The sequence below is a fragment of the Nocardioides sp. Z40_12 genome, assembly GCF_058215795.1.
This window is the reverse complement of sequence record NZ_JBZAJA010000007.1, coordinates 175,728-195,917: the sequence shown is the minus strand read 5'-3', so window position 1 is coordinate 195,917 and position 20,190 is coordinate 175,728. Positions and strand designations below refer to the sequence as shown.

At 72.5% G+C, this 20,190-nt stretch carries 18 protein-coding genes; 5 read left to right on the top strand and 13 right to left on the bottom strand.

The window, feature by feature from the left end; all coding sequences use genetic code 11:
* Positions 1-1,068, bottom strand: a complete 1,068-nt coding sequence (locus AC4BG9_RS14500; protein WP_490571819.1) for an NADP-dependent oxidoreductase — start codon at positions 1,066-1,068, stop codon at positions 1-3.
* A gap of 24 nt (positions 1,069-1,092) precedes the next feature.
* Here AC4BG9_RS14500 and AC4BG9_RS14495 point away from each other — a divergent pair, with 24 nt between their 5' ends.
* The gene (locus tag AC4BG9_RS14495; protein WP_490571818.1) at positions 1,093-2,190 is read left to right on the top strand and encodes a hypothetical protein; all 1,098 of its coding nucleotides are present in this window, start codon (positions 1,093-1,095) and stop codon (positions 2,188-2,190) included.
* Positions 2,191-2,245: 55 nt separating this feature from the next.
* Here the strand turns inward: AC4BG9_RS14495 and AC4BG9_RS14490 are convergent, their stop codons facing one another.
* On the bottom strand, positions 2,246-3,046 hold the full coding sequence (locus AC4BG9_RS14490; protein ID WP_490571817.1) for a thioesterase family protein: 801 nt from the start codon (positions 3,044-3,046) through the stop codon (positions 2,246-2,248).
* Positions 3,047-3,324: 278 nt separating this feature from the next.
* Between AC4BG9_RS14490 and AC4BG9_RS14485 the strand changes: the two genes are divergently transcribed.
* From AC4BG9_RS14485 to AC4BG9_RS14470, 4 genes are all read left to right on the top strand, one after another.
* On the top strand, positions 3,325-5,463 hold the full coding sequence (locus AC4BG9_RS14485; RefSeq protein WP_490571816.1) for a DEAD/DEAH box helicase: 2,139 nt from the start codon (positions 3,325-3,327) through the stop codon (positions 5,461-5,463).
* A gap of 253 nt (positions 5,464-5,716) precedes the next feature.
* Positions 5,717-6,250 carry a right-handed parallel beta-helix repeat-containing protein gene (locus tag AC4BG9_RS14480; RefSeq protein ID WP_490571815.1) on the top strand — a complete coding sequence of 178 codons (534 nt, stop codon included), beginning with the start codon at positions 5,717-5,719 and terminating at the stop codon, positions 6,248-6,250.
* The gene (locus tag AC4BG9_RS14475) at positions 6,235-8,946 is read left to right on the top strand and encodes a choice-of-anchor Q domain-containing protein (RefSeq protein ID WP_490571814.1); all 2,712 of its coding nucleotides are present in this window, start codon (positions 6,235-6,237) and stop codon (positions 8,944-8,946) included. The genes AC4BG9_RS14480 and AC4BG9_RS14475 overlap by 16 nt, the downstream gene beginning before the upstream one ends.
* A 37-nt stretch (positions 8,947-8,983) precedes the next feature.
* Complete coding sequence (locus AC4BG9_RS14470) at positions 8,984-9,880, top strand: ATP-grasp domain-containing protein (RefSeq protein WP_490571813.1); 897 nt, start codon at positions 8,984-8,986, stop codon at positions 9,878-9,880.
* On the opposite strand, the gene AC4BG9_RS14465 is transcribed toward AC4BG9_RS14470, so the two are convergent.
* The 11 genes from AC4BG9_RS14465 to AC4BG9_RS14415 form a co-directional block, all read right to left on the bottom strand.
* Positions 9,816-11,504 carry a peptide chain release factor 3 gene (locus AC4BG9_RS14465; protein WP_490571812.1) on the bottom strand — a complete coding sequence of 563 codons (1,689 nt, stop codon included), beginning with the start codon at positions 11,502-11,504 and terminating at the stop codon, positions 9,816-9,818. The two genes, AC4BG9_RS14470 and AC4BG9_RS14465, sit on opposite strands and share 65 nt — an antisense overlap.
* A gap of 51 nt (positions 11,505-11,555) precedes the next feature.
* Positions 11,556-12,056, bottom strand: a complete 501-nt coding sequence (locus tag AC4BG9_RS14460; RefSeq protein WP_490571811.1) for a GNAT family N-acetyltransferase — start codon at positions 12,054-12,056, stop codon at positions 11,556-11,558.
* A 4-nt stretch (positions 12,057-12,060) separates the two neighbouring features.
* The gene (locus AC4BG9_RS14455) at positions 12,061-12,942 is read right to left on the bottom strand and encodes an alpha/beta fold hydrolase (protein ID WP_490571810.1); all 882 of its coding nucleotides are present in this window, start codon (positions 12,940-12,942) and stop codon (positions 12,061-12,063) included.
* Positions 12,943-13,080: 138 nt separating this feature from the next.
* Entirely contained in the window at positions 13,081-13,284 is a 204-nt protein-coding gene (locus AC4BG9_RS14450) for a cold-shock protein (RefSeq protein ID WP_490571809.1), read from the bottom strand.
* Between the two features lie 255 nt (positions 13,285-13,539).
* The gene (locus tag AC4BG9_RS14445) at positions 13,540-14,454 is read right to left on the bottom strand and encodes a spermidine synthase (RefSeq protein WP_490571808.1); all 915 of its coding nucleotides are present in this window, start codon (positions 14,452-14,454) and stop codon (positions 13,540-13,542) included.
* Positions 14,451-16,136 carry an ABC transporter substrate-binding protein gene (locus AC4BG9_RS14440; protein WP_490571807.1) on the bottom strand — a complete coding sequence of 562 codons (1,686 nt, stop codon included), beginning with the start codon at positions 16,134-16,136 and terminating at the stop codon, positions 14,451-14,453. Before AC4BG9_RS14440 ends, AC4BG9_RS14445 begins: the two co-directional genes overlap by 4 nt.
* A 160-nt stretch (positions 16,137-16,296) precedes the next feature.
* Entirely contained in the window at positions 16,297-16,632 is a 336-nt protein-coding gene (locus AC4BG9_RS14435; RefSeq protein ID WP_490571806.1) for a hypothetical protein, read from the bottom strand.
* Positions 16,633-16,676: 44 nt separating this feature from the next.
* On the bottom strand, positions 16,677-17,489 hold the full coding sequence (locus AC4BG9_RS14430) for a hypothetical protein (protein WP_490571805.1): 813 nt from the start codon (positions 17,487-17,489) through the stop codon (positions 16,677-16,679).
* 4 nt (positions 17,490-17,493) lie between these two features.
* Positions 17,494-18,027, bottom strand: coding sequence for a protein TPRXL (locus tag AC4BG9_RS14425; RefSeq protein ID WP_490571804.1), 534 nt, complete (start codon positions 18,025-18,027; stop codon positions 17,494-17,496).
* A 77-nt stretch (positions 18,028-18,104) separates the two neighbouring features.
* Positions 18,105-18,653: a hypothetical protein gene (locus AC4BG9_RS14420; RefSeq protein WP_490571803.1), complete on the bottom strand. Its 549-nt coding sequence runs from the start codon at positions 18,651-18,653 to the stop codon at positions 18,105-18,107.
* A gap of 201 nt (positions 18,654-18,854) precedes the next feature.
* Positions 18,855-20,096, bottom strand: coding sequence for a hypothetical protein (locus AC4BG9_RS14415; RefSeq protein ID WP_490571802.1), 1,242 nt, complete (start codon positions 20,094-20,096; stop codon positions 18,855-18,857).
* Positions 20,097-20,190: the final 94 nt, after the last annotated feature.

The window sequence follows — 20,190 nt, the reverse complement described above, 5'->3', positions numbered from 1 at the left end:
TCAGTCCCGGGTCGGGTCGTCGCCGACCTGGACGAGCACCTTGCCGAAGTTGCGGCCGGCGAGCATCCCGCGGAACGCCTCGGGGGCGTTCTCCAGGCCGTGGGTGACGTCCTCGCGGTAGCGCACCGTGCCGTCGGCCAGCCACGCCGCCATCTCGCGCTGGAAGTCGGCCTCGTGGTCGGCGACGAACTCGTCCTGGATGAAGCCGCGCACGGTCAGGCTGAGGCTGAGCACCCGGCCCATGAACCCCGGGAGCTGGTCGGGCCCCTGGGGAGCGGCGGTGGCGTTGTAGTTGGCCACCAGCCCGCAGACCGGGATCCGGGCGAACTTGTTGAGCCGGCGCGAGACGGCCTCGAAGACGTGGCCGCCGACGTTCTCGAAGTAGACGTCGATGCCGTCGGGGGTCGCCGCCTCGAGATCCTCGCGGAAGGTGGGCGAGCGGTGGTCGACGGCCGCGTCGAAGCCGAACTCCTCCAGCAGGGCCCGGCACTTCTCCGGTCCTCCGGCGATGCCCACCGCGCGGGCCCCCCGGGCCTTCGCGATCTGGCCCACCGCGGCGCCCACCGGGCCGGTGGCCGCGGCCACCGCCACCGTCTCCCCGGGCTGCGGGCGCCCGATCTGGAGCAGCCCGGCGTAGGCGGTGAAGCCCGGCATGCCGAGCACGCCGACGGCGGTCGAGACCGGGGCGGTCTCCGGGTCGAGGGAGCGCATGTGGCGGGCGTCGGCGACGGCGTAGGTCTGCCAGCCGGTGTAGGCCAGCACCAGGTCACCGACCGCGCGGCGCGGCGAGCGGCTCTCCACCACCTCGCACACGGTGGCGCCCTGCATCACCTCACCCACCTCCCAGGGCGCGGCGTAGGACTTCGCCGCGCTCATCCGGCCGCGCATGTACGGGTCGAGGGAGAGGTAGACGGTGCGCAGCAGCACCTGGCCCTCGGCCAGCTCGGGCAGGTCGGACTCCACCATCTCGAAGACGGAGTCGTCGGGCTCGCCGACCGGGCGCGCGGCCATCCGCACCTGGGTGCTGCGCCGGGGTGTGGGCTGGGTGCTCGCTGGGGTCTGGGTCACGCGCCCGAGACTACGGTGGCCCTCATGGAGCGACCAGCCGACGACCGTGCTGTCAGTGGCGTCCACCTGCGGCGCACGGAGGAGCGCGTCGCCGAGATCGACGCCCTCGCCGCCCGGCTCGGCGGGCGGGCGGGACTCGACGAGCTGCTCGGGGACCTCAAGTACCAGGCCCGACGCTCCCTGGCGGGCCGCCTGCTCGGCCGGGCGGTCGAGCAGGCCATCGCGTTCGACGGCTACGACCAGCGCGACCGGGTCTGGTGGCCCCAGGGCATCACCACCTCGGCCGACGCGAGCGACGACGAGGTCGTCGCGGGGCGGCGACTGCTGGTCACCTCCTGGTACGCCAAGGCCGCCCACGGGATCCGGCGCGGCTCCCGGCTCACCTTCCTCGACCTCGACACCCTCCGCTACCGCCACGTGCTGCTGGTCGACCCCCGCTTCGGCGAGGACGGGGAGCTGACCATGTCGGGGGTCCGCATCCACGCCGGCGGTGTCGTCTGGGCCGGGCCCTACCTGCACGTGGCCGCGACCGGACGCGGCTTCCTCACCTTCCGGGTCGATGACCTGATGCGGGTGCCCGGGGACAACGAGCGTCCCGAGGAGATCGGGATCTCCGGGGACCGGGTCGCCTCCTTCGGCCACCACCACCTGCTCCCGGTCCGCTTCGCCCACCAGGCCCACGCGCAGGAGGGGCACGAGCGGCTGCGCTACTCCTTCCTCTCCCTGGACCGGGCCTCCTCCCCGCCCGCCCTGCTGGCCGGCGAGTACGGCCGGGGCCGGCAGACCACCCGACTGGCCCGGTTCGAGCTGGATCCCGCGACCTGGCTGCCGGCGACCGACGAGGAGGGCATCTCGCGCCCGGCGCTGCACGCCGGCGGGGTGCCGGGGATGCAGGGTGTCGTGGTCGCGCGGGGGCGCCACCACGTCAGCGTCTCCCACGGCCCGCTGACCCCGGGCTCGCTCTACACCGGCACCCCCGGCGACCTGCGCCGGCACCGGTGGGCGCTGCCGATGGGCCCGGAGGACCTGACCTACTGGCCCTCGACCGACCGGTTGTGGTCGGTCACCGAGCACCCCCGGAGACGGTGGCTGGTCGCGATGCGCCGCAGCCGCTTCGACTGAGGCTCGGAGCCTGCCCGGCCCCGTTCCGGCGGGGGCTCGGGCACCGGGGGGGGTCTCAGCGCGCGCGGGGGGTCATCGCGAGCTGGCGCGACTGGGCCACCAGCCGTCCGGTGGAGTCCCAGATCTCGCAGTCCTCCTCGAAGAGCCCGCCGGCCACGTTGGTGGTCCAGGCACGCACCTTCAGCCAGCCGGGCGCCGGACGGGCCCGGACGTGGGCGGTCAGCTCCAGCGTGGGCGCCCACCCCCGGTAGCCGAGGTCGAAGACCACCGGCGGCAGCGAGTCGAGCATCGTCAGCAGCACCAGCGGGTCGGGCTCCCGGCCGTCCTTGAGCCGCAGCCAGGCGCGGATCTCGCCCTCGCCGCTCGGCTCCCCCAGGGCCCAGCCGACGCTGGCGGGGTCGAAGAGCATGTCGAAGCGCCCCATCAGCGGCGGCGCCGCGACCGGGTTGAGGTCGGCGGAGAAGCACTGGTCCTGCGGCGGGATCTCGAAGGGCTCCGCGCTGGTGCGTACCTCACCCTCGAGCCGCGACAGGTCGCCGTACGTCGCCAGCACGGCGATCTTCGGGGCGTCGTCCTGCAGCAGGGTGGCCTCCGCGGTGCCCACCGTGCCGCCCTCGCGCACGACCCGGGTGGCGACGTGGGCGGGGCCGGCCACCGACGGACCGAGGTAGTGGGCGCTGACGACGAGCGGGTCGGGCTTGGTGGGGAGCTCGCGCCGGATCGCCTCCGCCATGGTGGAGAGCAGGATGCCTCCGTTGATCCCACCGCCGATGTGCCAGCCCTCCTGGAGCACGGCGTCGTAGCCCCCCTCCGGGTTGCTGGAGAGGGCGATCGCGTGGTCGAACTCGCTGGTCATGCGCCGGATGCTACGTCCCGGACACCGCGTCGCCGTCGCCCCACCCGGGACGCGCCCTGACCACGGCTGCGCGATGACCCGACGGCGCGCTAGGATGATCCCAGCACGGCCCCGGAGTCTTTCGTCAGCAGCACCGCCTCTGCGCCTCGCTCCTCCGGGCAGATCGCCACCGGCCCCTCGGGTCGCTGGAAGTCGGACCCCGCTCACGGGTCGTGTCGAACCGAGACCACGGTCCGGTGCCGGTAGTGGGAGGCCACCCGGCGCCGACGAGGAGGAACTTGTCCGGCCAGACCAAGTCCGCAACGCGCAGCCGCGGCGGCAACAAGCGTCCCCGACGCGCCCCCCGGCGCCTCGACAACGAGGGGATCATCCCGGTCCTCGCCCGCGCCGTCCGCGAGATCGAGGCCGAGGCGCAGCGTGGCCGGGTCTCCCCCTCGGCGCGCACCCGCTTCCAGGTGGTCGCGCTGCTGGTCCGCGAGGAGCGTGCCCGGGTCAAGGTCGACACCACCTCGACCGAGGCCCAGCGCGCCGAGCAGCTCAAGCGGCTCGACGGCGTGGCGACCATCCTCGCCAAGACCGCCGCCCGCGACACCACCCTGCTGGCGCTGCTCGCCGAGGACGCCGAGGTCACCGAGTCGGCCCGCATCCTGCGTCGCAAGATGCTCGAGGCCGGCGGCCTCGAGGTGGTCGAGGAGGAGCCGCCGGCGGTCGTCACGGGCGAGACCCCGGCGGCCACCGAGCGCCGGGTCGTCCCGCAGTCGGTGATCGCCCGGCAGCTCGCCAACCCCTTCCAGGTCCCCGACTTCGAGGGCGTCGCCAAGCGCCTGGAGCCGCGCACCCACCGGCTGGCCAACTGGGAGCTGATCGGCCCGCTGCTGCGCTCCTTCGAGATCGCCAACGGCGCCCCCGCCTGCCTGGAGATGCCCGACCCCCGGGACCGCCGCACCCGCGACGGCCTGGAGATGATGCGCCACCAGGCGCAGCTGGTCGCCTCCGTCAAGGACGGCCACCGGACCTTCCTGCTCGCCGACGAGCCCGGCCTCGGCAAGACCGCGCAGGCCCTGCTCGCCGCGCAGGCCGCCGACGCCTTCCCGCTCCTGGTCGTCGTCCCCAACGTGGTGAAGACCAACTGGGCCCGCGAGGCCCAGCGCTGGGTCCCCCGGCACAAGGCCACGGTGATCCACGGCGACGGCCACGACATCGACGGTTTCGCCGACATCGTGATCGTCAACTACGAGGTGCTGGACCGGCACGTCGGCTGGCTGGGCGACCTCGGCTTCAAGGGCATGGTCGTCGACGAGGCCCACTTCATCAAGAACCGCAAGTCCCAGCGCTCCCAGCACGTGCTCCAGCTCTCCGAGCGGATCCGGGAGCGCACGGTGCGGCCCCTGCTGATGGCGCTGACCGGCACCCCGCTGATCAACGACATCGAGGACTTCACCTCGATCTGGCAGTTCCTGGGCTGGATCGACGAGAAGAAGCCCCTGCCGGAGCTGATGGCCCGTCTCGAGGAGACCGGCCTGACCCCGGAGGACAAGGCCTTCTACCCGGCCGCCCGCCGCGCGGTGGTCGACATGGGCATCGTGCGGCGTCGCAAGGTCGACGTCGCCGCCGACATCCCGGCCCGCCGGATCGCCGACATCCCGGTCGAGCTCGACGACGAGGCCGGGCGCTCCATCCGGGCCGCCGAGCGCGAGCTGGCCCGCCGCCTGGTCGACCGCTACGACCGGGTGATGGCGGCCCGCGACGAGGACAAGCGGGCCACCGGCATCGACGAGGAGCTGGTGCGCCGGGTCGCGGAGTGGGAGCGCGACGAGACCGACGACAACGCCTCGGGCGAGAACGTCTTCTCGATGATCCGCCGCATCGGCACGGCCAAGGCACCGCTGGCCGCCGACTACGCCGCCCAGCTGGCGCGCAGCGTCGGCAAGGTCGTCGTCTTCGCCAAGCACGTCGACGTGATGGACGCCTGCGAGGAGCTCTTCGCCCAGCGCGGGATCCGCTACTCCTCGATCCGGGGCAACCAGACGCCGAAGGCGCGCGAGGCGGCGATCGACTCCTTCGTCAACGACCCCGAGGTCGCCGTGGTGGTCTGCTCGCTGACCGCCGCCGGGGTCGGCCTCAACCTGCAGGTCGCCTCCAACGTGGTGCTGGCCGAGCTCTCCTGGACCGACGCCGAGCAGACCCAGGCGATCGACCGGGTCCACCGGATCGGGCAGGAGGAGCCGGTGACGGCGTGGCGGATCATCGCCGCCCAGACCATCGACACCCGGATCGCCGAGCTCATCGACTCCAAGGCGGGCCTCGCGGCCCGGGCCCTGGACGGCTCCGACGAGGAGGTCACCGCGTCGGCCGACATCCAGGTCGAGGCGATGGTCACCCTGCTCACCGACGCGCTGCGCAAGCGCCGCCGCTGAGCCGGGACCACACCGCCGCCTCCTCGGCGCGGTGTGGGCCTCGTCACGATGAGAACGCACCGGCGGTTAGGATCCGGACGCGCTTCCGCACGGTGGCGCGGATCCTGCCGCGCTCGGGCCGGCACCGACGAATCGGAGAGACCGGCCCGTGGCACCGACCCCGCACGATGACGTACCCCTGCGACGCCACACGCGACTCGGCGGTGCCTCCGCCCTCGCGGTCGGTCTCCTGCTGGCCGGCAGCGTGGCCGTCTTGGCGCAGCCCGCCGTCGCGGCCACCACCGTGGGAGTCGCGGCGTACGTCGCCGAGGGCGGCAGCGACGCGGACAACGACTGCGTGAGCGCGGAGGCGCCCTGCGCCACCGTCACCCACGCCCTCGGGCAGGTGGGGCGGGGCGCGACGATCAGGATCTCCGGCACCGTCCACGACAACGTCGTCGTGCCCTCGAGCCTCACTTCCGTCACCCTCAGCGGGGCCGGTTCCGCCGCCCCGGCGGTGCTCGACGGGTCCGGTCTCGACACGGTGGTCCTGAACCACGGGCCGCTGCGGATCGAGCACCTCGAGATCCGCAACGGAGACGCGACCCACGGCGGTGGGATCAGCGCCTGGGGACAGCTGGTGGTCGCCCACTCGGTGGTGAGCGGCAATGTCGCCGACGACTACGGCGGCGGGATCTACCTCCACCCCGGCAGCTCCGCGCGGATCCTGGACAGCACCATCACCGACAACCGCTCGGTGCGGAGCCATGCCGGCGGCGGGGCATCTACTCCATGGAGGCCCCCCTGACCGTGCTGCGCTCCACGATCTCCGACAACCAGTCCGGCAGCGTCGGGGGCGGCGTCAGGTTCGCCTCCACCAGCAAGCCCTTCCTCATCATGGACAGCACGGTCTCCGGCAACAGCGCGGACAACCGGGGCGGGGGCCTCTCCGGCGGCAACATGCTGATCCGGGGCACCACGATCGCCGGCAACACGGCGACGTTCGGCGGTGGGATCGACAACACCTCGCTCGGCGACAACCCGCTGCGGCTGCTCAACAGCACCGTGGCGCGCAACACCGACAGGAGCTCCGGCGGGGCGGTGCACGGGAGCGGGGCGGCGGCCCAGTTCGGCGGCACCCTCTTCGAGGGCAACTCCGTGCCCCAGTGCGACGCAGCGACCACCAGCAGCAGCCTCGGCCACAACCTGAGCAGCGACAACAGCTGCGTGGGGCACCCCACCGACCGCGCCGGCGCGGACCCGCGACTGGGCGCTCTGACCGACAACGGCGGCGGCACCCGGACGATGATGCCCGCCGCTGCCGGACCCGCGGCCGACGCCATCCCGGTCGGCACGACCCTGGCGGGACTCCCGGTCTGCGCACGCGACGACCAGCGCGGCGTCGCGGGACCGGTGCCTGGCGCGACCGGGTGTGCGATCGGCGCGGTGGAGCCCGCGGCATGGCACCTCGCCACCCAGCTCCCGCTGACAGTCACCTCCAGCGGCGACGTCGTCGCGGGGGTCACCCTCGGCACCGCCGGCGGGTCGGGCGACGGCGAGGTCGCCTTCGAGGTGACGCCGGGCACCGCCGCCGGCTGCCGCCTCGACGGGATCGCCGAGCCCTTCGTCCTGAAGGCCGACACCTTCGGCACCTGCCTGGTCCGGGCCACCCGGGGCGCTGCCGGCCGCTACGCCGCGGCGTCGTCCGAGGTGACCACTGTCACGGTGCCCCGCGCCCCTCAGCACACGGTCTACATGAACGGCGGGATCTCGGGCCCCCTCGACAGGGCCCTGCCCCTCGCCGCCTCCGGGGGCGCCGGCACCGGCGCCTACACCTTCGCGACCGTGCCCGGCGGCACCGCCACCGGCTGCTCGGTCAGCGCCGGCGCGCCCTGGACGATCACCGCGACCAGCGCGGGCACGTGCCAGGTCGTGGCCACCCGCGAGGCCGACACGCGCTACGAGGCACGCACGTCCGACCCCCAGCCGGTCGAGTTCCGGCTGCTGGCCCAGGAGGGCCTGCTGGTCAGCAGCCCGCTGGAGGCGACCATCGGGCAGCCGCTCGTCCTCAGCACCACCGGCGGCTCGGGCACCGGCGAGGTCACCTGGTGGACCACCCGCGGCTCGGTCGACTGCGCGGTGACCCGCTCCAGCCCGGCCAGGCTCACCGCCACCGCCGCGGGGTGGTGCAGCGTCTACGCCATCAAGGGGGGCGACGAGCGGTACTCCGCCAGGGTCTCGCCGACGGTCCACATCGCCTGGGACAAGGGCGAGCAGCCCCCGCTGGTGCTCACCTCCACGACCGGTCGCTTCGGCGTCCCCCTGCCGCTGGAGCACACCGGCGGCGCGGGCACCGGCAGCGTCACGGTCGCGACCGAGGACGGCACCGCCACCGGGTGCGCCGCCAGCCAGACGCGGCCCCTGCCCTTCATGCTCACCTCGAGCAGCCCGGGCACCTGCCTGGTCACCGTCAGCAAGGCCGGTGACAACGGCTACCACCCCGCGAGCTCGGCACCCACGACCGTCACCCTGACCAAGGAGCCGCAGGCGGAGCTGCGGATGAGCGGCACCCTCGACGGCATGGTGGGGACCCCGCTGCCCCTGGGGAGCGAAGGCGGCTCGGGCACCGGAGCGGTCAGCTTCACCGCTGCCGACGGCACCGCGGAGGCCTGCACGGTCTCCGGCAGCACCCTGGCCTCCAGCACCGCAGGCACCTGCCTGGTGACCGCGACCAAGGCGGGCGACGCGACGTACGAGGCTGTCTCCTCGGCACCGGCGACCATCACCTTCGCCCCCCTGGCGCAGGCGCCGCTGGCCGTCACTTCGGTGCTCGGCACGCAGGGCACCCCGCTGACGCTGACCAGCAGCGGCGGCTCGGGCACCGGCGCCCTGCACTGGAGCGCCGCCGACGGCACGGCGACCGGGTGCGAGGTGACGGCCTCGGCTCCTCCGCAGCTGACCGCCGCGTCCCCGGGGACCTGCCTGGTCACCGTCACCAAGGCGGGCGACGGGCGGCACGCGGCGACCACGTCCACCGCCACCCCGGTCACCCTGTCCGCTCCCCCCGTCGACCCCGGCTCCCCGGTCGACCCGGGCTCCCCGGTCGCCCCGGTCGACCCGGGCGTCCCCGTCGGCCCGGGCGTCCCGGTCGGGCCCACAGCGCCGACCGACCCGCTCCTCTCCGCACCGGGGACCGCGGTGCCCAGCGCGCCCGCCGCCTCGGCGCAGGCTCCCGGCAAGGTCACGAGGCTCAAGGTGACGGGCAAGCCCACCGCCGCCCGGCGCAAGGTCACCTGGCTCGCCCCGACCGGCGCCTCCGTGGTCACCTACCGGATCGTCGTCACCCGGGGCAAGAAGACGCTGCTCAGCAAGGTGACGGCCAGGACCACCCTCTCGCTCACGCGCAAGAGGCTGCGTGCCGGACGGCTCACCGTCACCGTCACCGCGGTCAACCCGGCGGGCACCGCGGCCGGGGTGCGCAAGACGTTCACGGTGAAGAAGTAGGAGGCGGGCAGCTGCGCGACGACCTATGCTCCGGCGGGTGACCGACGTCCTCCTTGCCACGTTCCAGCTGCTGCCCGACGGCGAGACCGGGGGCGGCCTGCTGGTCGAGGCGCTCGCCGAGCGCGGGGTCACCGCTCGCTGGGCCGTCTGGGACGACCCCTCGGTCGACTGGGCGGACGCCGGCCTGGTCGCCGTCCGCGCCACCTGGGACTACCACCGGAGGTGCCCGGAGTTCCTGGCGTGGAGCAGGGGCGTCGCCGCGGCGACGCCGCTGCTCAACGGTCCCGAGGTCTTCACCTGGAACGCCGACAAGGCCTACCTGCTCGAGCTCGGGAGGCACGTGCCGGTGCTCCCCACCGAGCTGGTGGACGACTCCGACCTCGCCGAGCGCCTGACGGCGGCCACCGACCGGTGGGGCACCGTGGTGATCAAGCCCCGGACCGGCGCCGGCGGTGTCGGGGTGGTGCTGGCCAGCAGCGTCGCCGACGAGCGTGTCGAGGGACTCACCGCGGCACCCTGGGTGGTGCAGCCGTTGGTCGAGTCGGTGCGCACCACCGGCGAGACCTCCGTCTACGTCTTCGACGGTGTCGCCGCCTCCCAGGTCGACAAGCTCGCCGTGGGCGGCGAGATCCGGGTGCACGAGCTCTACGGCGGCAGCTCGCGTGCCGTGGCGCTGGACGCCGACCGTGGGGCCTTGGCCGAGCAGGCCGTCCGGGCGGCAGGTGACCTGCTCGGCACCGAGCTCGCCTACGCCCGGGTCGACATGATGCGCTGGCAGGACGCCTGGCACGTCAGCGAGCTCGAGCTGATCGAGCCGGGGCTCTACCTCGACATCGACCCGGCGAACGCCGGGCGCTTCGCCGACCTCGTCACTGGTCGCCTGCGATCAGCGGCTCGAGGGTCAGCTCGGGGTGGTCGCGCTCCATCACGCTGATCCGCCACTTGTCGGGCGCGAGCACCAGTGGCGTGCCGTCGGTGCGCTCCATCACCTCGACCCCGCGGACCGCGGCGAAGACCGGCGCTGAGGCGGCATCCGTGCGCCGCGCCTGGGTGTAGCCGAGCATCTCCAGGCGGATCGCCGCCCCGAACTCGCTCTCCATCCGGGCCTGGGCGACCTCGAACTGCATCGGCCCGACCGCCGCGAGCACCGGCGACTGCGCCCCGCGCAGGTCCGAGCGGAGCACCTGCACCACGCCTTCGGAGTCGAGCTGCTCGATGCCCTTGCGGAACTGCTTGAAGCGCCCGCTGTCCTTGGCGGTGGCCACCGCGAAGTGCTCGGGGGCGAAGGTGGCGATCGGCGGGAACGTCACCGGCTCGTCGACGTAGATCGTGTCGCCGATCTTCAGCGTCATCGCGTTGACCAGGCCGATGATGTCACCCGGGTAGGCCGTGTCGAGGACCCCGCGCTCCGACCCGAAGAGCGTCTGCGCGTACTTCGTCGCGAAGGGCCGCCCGGACTGGGCGTGGGTGACGATCATGCCCCGCTCGAAGACCCCGGAGCAGACCCGGGCGAAGGCCACCCGGTCGCGGTGCTGGGTGTTCATGCCGGCCTGGACCTTGAAGATGAAGGCGCTGAAGGGCGCCGTGACCTCGCGGATCTCCCGGGGCCGACCCTCCTCGTCCGGCTCGCCGTGCCGGAAGGGCACCGCGGAGGGCGCCAGCTCGACCAGCGTGCGCAGGATGCTGGAGACGCCGAAGTTGGAGATCGCCGAGGCGAAGAGGACGGGCGTGGTGAAGCCCGAGAGGAAGAGCTCCTGGTCGTGGTCGGCGCCGTCGGAGGAGAGCAGGTCCGACTCGTCGACGGCTGCCTGCCAGACGTCGCCCTCGCGCGCCGCGGCCGCCTCGGCCCCCATCCGCTCCTCCGGCGCCCGGGTCGCCCCGCCCGCGGTCCGGGTGTAGGCGACGTACTCCCCCGTCCGGCGCTCCAGGACGCCGCGGAAGTCGCCGGCGATGCCGACGGGCCAGGTCAGCGGCGTCGGCACCAGCTTGATCTGCTCCTGGATCTGCTCCATCAGGGCGAGCGGGTCCAGACCGGGACGGTCCCACTTGTTGATGACGGTGATCACCGGCAGACCACGCGCCTTGCAGACCCGGAAGAGCTTGAGCGTCTGCGGCTCCAGGCCCTTCGCGGCGTCGACCAGCATCACGGCGGCGTCGACGGCCGAGAGCACCCGGTAGGTGTCCTCGGAGAAGTCCGAGTGGCCGGGGGTGTCCACCAGGTTGATCACCTGGTCCTCGTAGGCGAACTGCAGGGCCGCGGAGGTGATGGAGATGCCGCGCTCCTTCTCGATCTCCATCCAGTCCGAGACCGTCGCCTTGCGGCCGGCCTTGCCGTGCGTCGCCCCCGCCTGGTTGATCACCTCGGCGTGCAGGGCCAGGGCCTCGGTGAGCGTCGACTTTCCGGCGTCGGGGTGGCTGATCACCGCGAAGGTCCGGCGGCGGGCGGCCTCACGGCGTACGTCCTCGGGCGAGCCGGCGCGGGCCGGGGTCTCCGACCGGGTGGCTGACGGGGCGCTGGAGGGGCTGACGGGCTGGGCGGTGGAGGGCGAGGAAGTCACGGGGTCCTGGATCGTCGGGTGCCCGGCGTCTGTCGGCGGGCCTGCACCATCCTACGAGGCCCCCGGGGACGACGGCTCCAGGCTCTTCTCGAACCAGTGCCCGGCGTGCGGGTTGCCGTTGTAGTCCTCGATCTCGCGGTAGCCCGCCCGCCGGTAGAGCGCGAGGGCGGCGTCCATGCCGGGGCCGGTGTCGAGGCGTACGGCGCGGCAGCCGAGGCCGGCGGCGTCGTCCTCGAGGCGGCCCAGCAGGAGGCGGGCCACCCCGCGCCGGCGGGCGGCGGGGGCGACGTACATCCGCTTCACCTCCGCGACGCCGTCGCCGAGCAGCCGCACTCCCCCGCAGGCCACGGGCCTGCCGTCCAGGCTGACCAGGTGGAAGGCACCGCGCGGCGGTTCCATCTCCTCGGCAGAGACCGAGCCGCCCTCGCCCTGGCGCAGCTCGATGCCGCGGGCGGCGAGCTCCTCGGAGTAGGCCGCGAGCAGGGCCAGCACCTCGGGGTGGTCGGCCCGCGCCGGGACGAGGGTGGGAGCGCCGCTCGGCTCGGTCGTCATGGCCTCAGCCGGTGCGGCGGGCGCCGTGCACCGGGGCGGGGTCGGTGGTGGCCACGAAGTCCCGCAGCACCTCCGCGAACCGGTCGGTGTCCTCCAGGTGGGGGAAGTGACCGGCCCGGTCGAAGAGCACGACCCGGCACTCCGGCACCGATTCCTGGGCCTTGAGGGCGTGGAAGGCGGGGATCATCCGGTCGCGCGAGCCCCACACGATCAGCGTCGGCACCGGCTCCACGTGGCCGAGGTGGTCGTGGGCGCTGATGGTCTGCCCGCCCAGGTCGATCACGGCGCGGGTGGTGGCCAGGAAGGCACGCCGACTCTCCCGGTCGTTGAGGGAGGTGTAGCCCTTCCAGATGGCGGTGATGTCGGCCCCGGGCTTCCACCCGACCTTCCGGGCGGCGCGGCCGGCCTCGTCCAGCCGCCCCAGCAGCCAGCCGGAGGCGGCGATCCCCAGCACCTGCTCGGCGAGGGGCAGGGTGGCGGCCCGCAGCAGCGGGCTGACCTCCCGGCCCAGCCCGCCGCTGGCGACCAGGACGAGACGCTCGACCCGCTCGGGGAAGAGGTAGTAGAACTGCATCGCGATGCCGCCGCCCAGGGAGTGGCCGACCAGGGTGACCCGCTCCACCCCGAGCTGGTCGAGCAGGTCGCGCAGCGTGGCGGCGTGCGAGCTCAGGGAGTAGTCGCCGAGCGGCTTGTCCGACTCCCCGTGGCCGAACAGGTCGGGGACGATCACCCGCTGGTCGTCGTCCATCCGGTCGATCAGCCGCGACCACTGACCCCGGGAGCCGAGGATGCCGTGGATGAAGAGGACCGGGGCGCCCGAGCCGCTGTCGACGTAGGAGAACTCGTGTCCGTGCAGGGTGATCGTGCGGGGCTCGGCGCGGTCCATCAGGCTGACCTCCTCGGGGCGTGGGACCACCGTACGGGTCCGGGCGCCGCCGAGCCCTGGCGTGTCACACGGTGGGCAGCCCGGTCCGGACGCACGAAGGGCCCCGACCGCAGTGCGGTCGGGGCCCAACGAGAGAGATCAGATGACGCTGACGTTCTCAGCCTGGGGACCCTTGGGGCCCTGGGCGAGGTCGAACTCGACCTTCTGGTTCTCGTCCAGCGACTTGTAGCCCTGCGACTGGATGGCGGAGAAGTGGACGAACACGTCCTCGCCGCCACCGTCCTGCGCGATGAAGCCGAAGCCCTTGTCAGCGTTGAACCACTTGACGGTGCCCTGAGCCATGATCTGTTCCTTTGTTCCGTTTCGAGGGCGACGTGCCCTCGAGCCGCTGAAGCCATCCACCTGTGCTGATGTCCAGCGAACCGAAAACCAGGAAGTACGAGATACAAGCCGCGCATCGAGTGCGGCGAGGAAAGCCCTAGGGGGGCTATCCCTTCAACACCTTGAGCCTACGTCATGACCCCCGAGAACCCCACATCCTCGCCACTGTCCGCACCTGCCCGGCGGCTCGGAGCCGGTCTCCCGGGGTGCCGTGCCCTACTCCGGCGCCGCCTCGGGGGCGAGTGACTCGCGGACCAGGGATCCGAGCGAGGAGGCCTGCTCCAGCATCCGCAGCGCCGGCCCGACGTCGGGCAGGTCCGGCTCCGGGGACCACAGGCCGTCGGCGTCCACGACCACCTCCCCGGCACCGATGACCCCGTCGAGGTCGGTGACCAGCGCCGCGCGCGACGGGTCGCCGGAGAGCGCCGCCCGGATGGCGTCGGTCTCGATCGGCACGTCGGACCCGATCAGGACCGCGTTGCCGAACCGCAACCCGTGCAGCGAGGAGTTCTGCACGATGACCGCGGCGTGCTCGAACTCCTCCTTCAGGGTGGCGACCTGACGCCGGGTGAAGGTCAGGTCGCCTCCGGCCACCGAGTTGACGACCAGCATCCCGTGGTCGTCGAGCAGGTCGTGGGCCAGCGCGAAGCACTCCCGCGAGGTGAAGGCGGGCGGGATCCTGCCGCCCGCGAAGACGTCGATGACCACGGCGTCGCAGGCGTTCGGGACCCAGGGCGGCGTGCCGCCGGCCTCGAGCCAGCCGCGCGCCTCGGCCACCTGGACGGTGACGCCCTCGGGGACCGTGAACCGCTCCTCCACGAGCGAGGCGAACACTGGCTCGAGCTCGACGACCACCTGCCGCGCCCCGGGAGTGGTGGCTGCGACGGCGCGGGGCAGGGTCAGGAGACCGCCGCCGAGGTGTACCACCGTGGCACGACCGCGGCCCAGCGCCGCCAGCATCCAGCGAGTCACCGCCAGGGCCGGCACCGCGTCGTCGCCGTGGATGTGCGACTGGCGGACGCCGCCCACCTCGAGGACCCATCCGTCCCCTCGCTCGAACAGGTCGGCGCTCCCCCCGCCGGTGAGCTCGAGCGGCTCCCGGCCCCCGGACCCGCCCTCGGGCGGGGTCATCCGGTGCCTCGCTCCGGGCCCCACTCCCCGGCCTTGCCGAGCAGCGTGGCCGCCGTCCCCGAGTCGGGCAGCACCGCGCTCATCCCCTGCGTTGTCACGGTGACCACGGGCACGGGGGTCAGCGGCAGGGCGACCGCCTCCTCGATCAGGCCGGCCTCGATGGCCACCTGCGTCGTCCGGGCGTCGTACTTGTCGGCGGTGCGCTCGAGCTGCTTCAGCAGCGCCTGCCGGGCCGGGCTCCGCAGGCCGGTGATCGGCGAGGCCTTGCCGGCGCCCCAGACCGCGGAGATGTCCTCGGCGGTCTGCGGCAGGGGCACGGTGGTCAGGAGGGCCTGCCACTGCGTGCCGAGGTCCTTCGATCCCTCGATCCCCGCACGCCCGCAGTCGGTGACGCGCCACCCCGCCTCCGCGACGGACTCCACGAGCCCTTGGAACGCCCCGACGGCGAAGGGGTCGGCGGTGTCGTACGCGGTGCACACCGCGGTGCCCGCCGGGACCCCGGCCCGGTTCCGCTCGACGGACGCGTCGTTCTTCGCGGACTCGAACGCCGCCCGGTAGCCGGCGTCCTCGATCGAGACCTCGTACCCGTCGGAGTCGGGGCTGAACAGCAGGGACTGCGTCGCGGCGAAGGCGCTTCCCCAGGCCCCGGCCCCGGCCTGACGCACGTCGCCGGGGGTGACCGCGCGGAGGAACGCGCGGCGGGCCGCCGGCGCACCGAAGACGCCCCTGTCCGCGCGCAGGGCCAGCACCCACAGTCGTCCGTCGTGGGTCTCGGTGACGTGGTGGTCGCGACGCCCCAGGTCACGCACCGGGATGTGGTTCTCGGCAGTCGGCCTCAGCTGAAACACGTCGACGTCGTCCGGGAAGCTCGCCAGGGGGTCGCCGAACGGCCCGACCTCGATGCGCTCGTACGACGGCGGCGTGGCACCCTCGTAGGCCGGGTTGACCTTGAGCGTGACGCCGGAGGCGCCGGACTCCCCCGCCTCGAGGTCGGCCACCACGTAGGGCCCGCTGGCGACGGCCAGCCCCTCGGGCGGCGCGCCGTCGGTGCGGGCCAGGTCGAACCCCGAGCTCCAGGCCTCGGCGATGTCGGCGAGCGCCCGCCGGTCGTCGTCGAGGATCGCCTCCGTCACCGCCAGCTTGGCCTCCATCGGGTCGTCGATGTCCAGCGCCAGCCTGCCGACGACGTGGGCCGGCACGGCCACGTCGAGTGCGGTGTGCCAGTCGCGGACCGGCCGGGAGAAGAGGACGTCGATGCGGCGGGCGGACTCGTCGACCGCCGTCACCTCGAGGCTGTGCCGCAGGTCCCCCGGGACGGAGGCGAACTCGCCCTCGGTGACGCCGGCCCCCGCCGCCCACGCCAGCACGAGGTCGGCGGCGTCCAGCGGGACGCCGTCGGACCACGTCCGCTCGGCGAGGTCGTAGCGCACCGTGAACGAGTCGGCGGCCGGGTCGACGACCTCGACCGACCCGAACGACTCGTCGGCCTCGACGTCACCGCGGACGATCCGCGCGAACGAGTCGTGGGTCGCTGCCGCGATCTCCCGGTTGCCCCGGGTGCTCCCGCTCGCGGTCGAGGCGTTGAGGCTCGTCAGCGACTCCGACCACGCCACGGTGATCGAGGAGCCCTCGATCACCGACGCGGGCAGGTCCGCTCCGCAGCCCGCGACCAGGAGCAACATGCTCGCCGACGCAGCACTGACCCACGACCCTCGCCCCCGCATGGCGGCGAGGGTACCAAGACCACGCCGCCGGTCCGCTGCCTATCACCGATCAGGTGTGGGCCAGCACGCCCAAGCAGTCCCATGAGGGTGGCGCGCTCGCCACGCTCCACGTCTCGGCTCAGCTGTTGCCCAGCTTGGCGGTGACCTGGGAGGTGAGCTCTTCCAGCAAGCGACGGTTCCGCTTCCCGTCCATCAGTCCGCTGGGCTGGTCCGGTGCGACGTCGATACCCAGCTCGATGGTCGAACCGCTGCCGCTCGGGGTGATGCGTGCCCCACCCTGACGCGCGGTGTACAGCACGGTGCGCTTGGCGTCGAAGATCAGCTCGCCCGCGCCGGGGAGCGTCCCCTGCTCCAGCTGGTAGCCGAGGTCTTGGAGGACCGCGCAGAGGCCCTCGCTGGCGGCGGCGGGAGGAAGCGGGACCTCTACTTGGGCTTGTGCGAGGTGTCGGCTCATGGCGGCGACACTAGCAACGCCGCCTCCTCCCCCGCGACGCCGTGTCAGACGCGGGACCCCGCCGGCGGCCACGGCCGCTCGTCGCTCTTGTCGAAGTCACGCCACCCCACGGAGCGCAGCTCCAGGATCCTGCGTCGCTCGGCCTCGTCGACGCCGTCCAGCTCCTCCCAGTAGCCGAGCGGCATCTCCAGCATCCTCACCCGATCAGCCTCGTCGATCCTGACGAGCTTCCTGGCGATCAGGACGTCGAGGACCTCCGCCCGGGTGGCCCGGTAACGCATCCACGTCTTGAGGTCCTTGGGGCCCCGCCGCGGCGGCTTGCGGCTCTTCGCTCGACCGGCGCGTCGGGCGAAGGCGAACAACAGCAGGACGAGGACCCCCAGCGCCCCGGTCGCCAGGACGAAGATCTGGAGCCACTCGTCGCGAGGCGTACCAGGGTCCGAACGCATCACGGCATAGGCAACGGCTGCGGAGACCACGGCGACCACGCCCGTCACGGCCTGGAGCGCGTGCCGAGCGCGTTCGGTCTCGAACCACATCAGCATCATGGCCAGCAAGGAGACGCACGCGGCGACGAAGAGGAATCGGGCCGGCGTCAACCAGGTGGTCGGATCCTCACTGCCTCGGCTGAGCACGACCAGCGCCAACCCGAGAGCTGGTGCCGCCCACGTCACCGCGGAGAGGAGCGCGGCCACGATCCCCCCGGTGACCCCGAGCACGCCCCCGAGGAGCCGCTCCTGCGAGGTCAGGGTCTCCGCCACCGGCTCGCGTGCGAGGACTCCTGCTTCGACCTCACCCCACTGCAGGGGCTGGGCGAACGTGGCCGTGCGCGCCCACTCCAGGACCGGCTGCGACATCGGCCTAGCCTCCGGTGGGGACGCGCCAGCGCAAGCTCGCCACGCACGCGTCGAACAGCACCCGCATGGCCTCGAGGGAAGCGTCGTCGGGTCGCACGTCGGGGGTGCGTCCGAACCCGGCCACCAAGGCGAGCGCGCGGCGCCGGTTGCTGCCCGGGACCGGCGTCAGGTAGACCAACGAGTGGTTGACGACGGTGGACGTGCCGACGCGACGGGTGGCCTCGGTCTCGAAGCGCAGGGTCCTGGGATCGCCATGCAACGGGGTCGCGCCGTGCTCACGGATCAGCGAGCGCGCCAAGTCGTCGAGGGTCTCACCAGGATCGGCCTTCCGGATCGAGGCGTTGATCGAGGCCGGGATCGCTACGGTGCCCGGTGCAGGGTCGGTCGGGGCGAAGAAGGCGAACACTCCGGCCTTCCCCATGTCATGGAACGCCTGCTCGAGCTGGGCCTTGATCTCCCCGAACAACACGGGCTGGTGCGACTCCATGCACTGCCGCTTCGCCTTGGCGACCATCTCGCCCAAGGTGACGTCGTCCACGGCATGTCGCGCCCATCCTTGGGGCAGCTCCAGCTCGAAATCAGGGTCCGCGGTCACTCCGAGCTCGTCACGCAAGGTCATGGTGTCCAATCGTTGTCGACGGCCCACTCGGAGTCCGCGAGGACCCCGGTAGGCGGCTTCGCGGCAAAGGTGGTCCCGTCGGGGCGAGTCAGGGTCAGGGCGTTCGCGAACAGGGAGAGACCCACGAGCGCCTGACTGATCACGAACGACGGGGCCTCCTCGAGCCCGATCATCACGCCGCACTCGTCGTCGGCGAAGATGAGGTGGACGGCGTTGACGTCGAGCGGGGCACCGTCCAGGTCCTCGACCGTGCGCCGTGAGGAGTACTGCAGCCCGGGACCGAGGTTGCGGGCGTCCGCCGAGCGGACAACTCCCGGCATGTCCGACCAGTCGGGCAGATCCGTGGGTCTGACGAAGTTGACGTGGCACAGCACGAACGCCGGGCCCGACACGGGCCAGACCTGGTACATCAGGGCGGAGTCGGACTCGGCTCGTGCCGCGAGGCCCGCACGCACCAGCGGCTGCAGGTCCGCCTCGGAGGGCGGAGGCGCGTCGGGTTGTGTGGCCCCCATCACCTCACGGAGGAGTCGGGGCACCTCGGACACGAACGTGTCCGCCTCCTCGGCCGTCAGCCCCTTCGGAAGCGGAACCCACCCCGGCAGGTCGATGTCTTCGGCGAATCCCACGGCCCACCCGCCGAGGGTGTCATCAGTACTGCTGCTCACCGCTTCTCACGCCTTTCATCACCTCGTGTTGCTGCACAACGTACCGGCGCCGTCCTGTCGGGCAGGCCAAGGAACCCAGGACTAGCCGAGCAGCGGCCCGATGGGCTTGGGGAACTTCGGCACGTCGATGTTGAACGGCCCGAGCGCCGTTCCCAGCCGACCCAGGTGACCCGAGAAGGTGCCGGCCTTCTTGGACACGTAGTCCAACCCGGACAAGCCGCGGACCAGGGGCAGGTTCCTCTCCAGGAGCGCACGGTTGCCGACGTAGAGCCCGATGTTGGACCTGCGCACCGTCTTGTACGTCGGGCCGAGCAGGTTCTCCATGACCTTCGCCTTGCCGAGGAACCTGTAGGTGTCGGAACCGCCACGCGTGAAGATGGTGTGGAGCGGTCCCTTGGACGCGGCCTTCCACGTGCGGCTGGCGGCGTTGGCGAACCCACCCGCACCCCTCGTCAGCGCGGGGAACTGCACGAACTTGGTGAGGTTGGTGATCTTGCCGACCGGGATGATCGCCAGCGCCGACAGCGCAAGCTCTCCGCCGGTCTTCTTCCCCTGGGAGTACTGGAGGGCGGTCAGGAGGAAGACACTGACAGCAAGGATCGCGGCCAGGAGCAGGAACCCACCGAAGAAGATCGCGATCACACCGACGACCAGGGCCGCCCAGCTCAGCACCTTGGTCACGACGTCGACGAAGCCCATGAAGTTGTCCCACCGGCTGTCCTTGATCTTGCCGGACAGCTCGTCGGTGATGTCTCCGGCAGCGTCGTTGAAGGCGGTCTCCCAGGTGTCGTACCCCTCGTCGAACTCCTTCGCCGCTTCCAGCCAGTCCTCGTAGGCGGCAGACTTCGCCTCGTTGTTCTCCGCGATCTGCGTCTGCCGGGGGCTCGGACCCTCGTCCTTCGGGTCCATCTTCACCACGAACGGGTCGAACACGTCCTCGGCGCTGGTGGGGCCGTCCTTGTCACCGGGAAGACCCTGGTAGACCGCCCACTTGGTCTCGCAGTCGTCGACGGCGCCGTTGATCTTGGGCTTGCACTCCTCCAGGGCTTCACCGTACGTCTGGATCACCGGGCCCACCGGCTTGTACAGCTCGCCGGCCTCGCGCAGCTTCTTGTAGGAGTCGCCGATCGTCTCCTTGAGCGCCTCGATCGCCTTCCCCTTCTGGCTACCGTCGCCGACCGCGCCCTTCTTGATCGCCTCGAGCGTGTCGGCGCAGTCCTCCATCTTCGTGCCCAGCGAGGTGATGTCCTCGCCGCGGCTGATGATGTCTCCGGGGATTCCCTCGACCCGCTCGATCTCCCGCTTCTTCGGTGATCGCTCCATCGTTGCTACTCCTTGTGGTCTTCAGATGCGGATCGGGGGGCCGACTACCCGGATGCCGGCCTCCCCACGTGGCGTCGACAGCTACGGGGCGGGG

What these genes read in the sequence shown, in the direction of transcription:
- AC4BG9_RS14495 (WP_490571818.1), top strand. Translation starts at nt 1,093, where the DNA reads ATGGAGCGACCAGCCGACGACCGTGCTGTCAGTGGCGTCCACCTGCGG.
- AC4BG9_RS14490 (WP_490571817.1), bottom strand. Translation starts at nt 3,046, where the DNA reads ATGACCAGCGAGTTCGACCACGCGATCGCCCTCTCCAGCAACCCGGAG.
- AC4BG9_RS14475 (WP_490571814.1), top strand. Translation starts at nt 6,235, where the DNA reads ATGGAGGCCCCCCTGACCGTGCTGCGCTCCACGATCTCCGACAACCAG.
- AC4BG9_RS14460 (WP_490571811.1), bottom strand. Translation starts at nt 12,056, where the DNA reads ATGACGACCGAGCCGAGCGGCGCTCCCACCCTCGTCCCGGCGCGGGCC.
- AC4BG9_RS14455 (WP_490571810.1), bottom strand. Translation starts at nt 12,942, where the DNA reads ATGGACCGCGCCGAGCCCCGCACGATCACCCTGCACGGACACGAGTTC.
- AC4BG9_RS14450 (WP_490571809.1), bottom strand. Translation starts at nt 13,284, where the DNA reads ATGGCTCAGGGCACCGTCAAGTGGTTCAACGCTGACAAGGGCTTCGGC.
- AC4BG9_RS14445 (WP_490571808.1), bottom strand. Translation starts at nt 14,454, where the DNA reads ATGACCCCGCCCGAGGGCGGGTCCGGGGGCCGGGAGCCGCTCGAGCTC.
- AC4BG9_RS14440 (WP_490571807.1), bottom strand. Translation starts at nt 16,136, where the DNA reads ATGTTGCTCCTGGTCGCGGGCTGCGGAGCGGACCTGCCCGCGTCGGTG.
- AC4BG9_RS14435 (WP_490571806.1), bottom strand. Translation starts at nt 16,632, where the DNA reads ATGAGCCGACACCTCGCACAAGCCCAAGTAGAGGTCCCGCTTCCTCCC.
- AC4BG9_RS14430 (WP_490571805.1), bottom strand. Translation starts at nt 17,489, where the DNA reads ATGTCGCAGCCGGTCCTGGAGTGGGCGCGCACGGCCACGTTCGCCCAG.
- AC4BG9_RS14415 (WP_490571802.1), bottom strand. Translation starts at nt 20,096, where the DNA reads ATGGAGCGATCACCGAAGAAGCGGGAGATCGAGCGGGTCGAGGGAATC.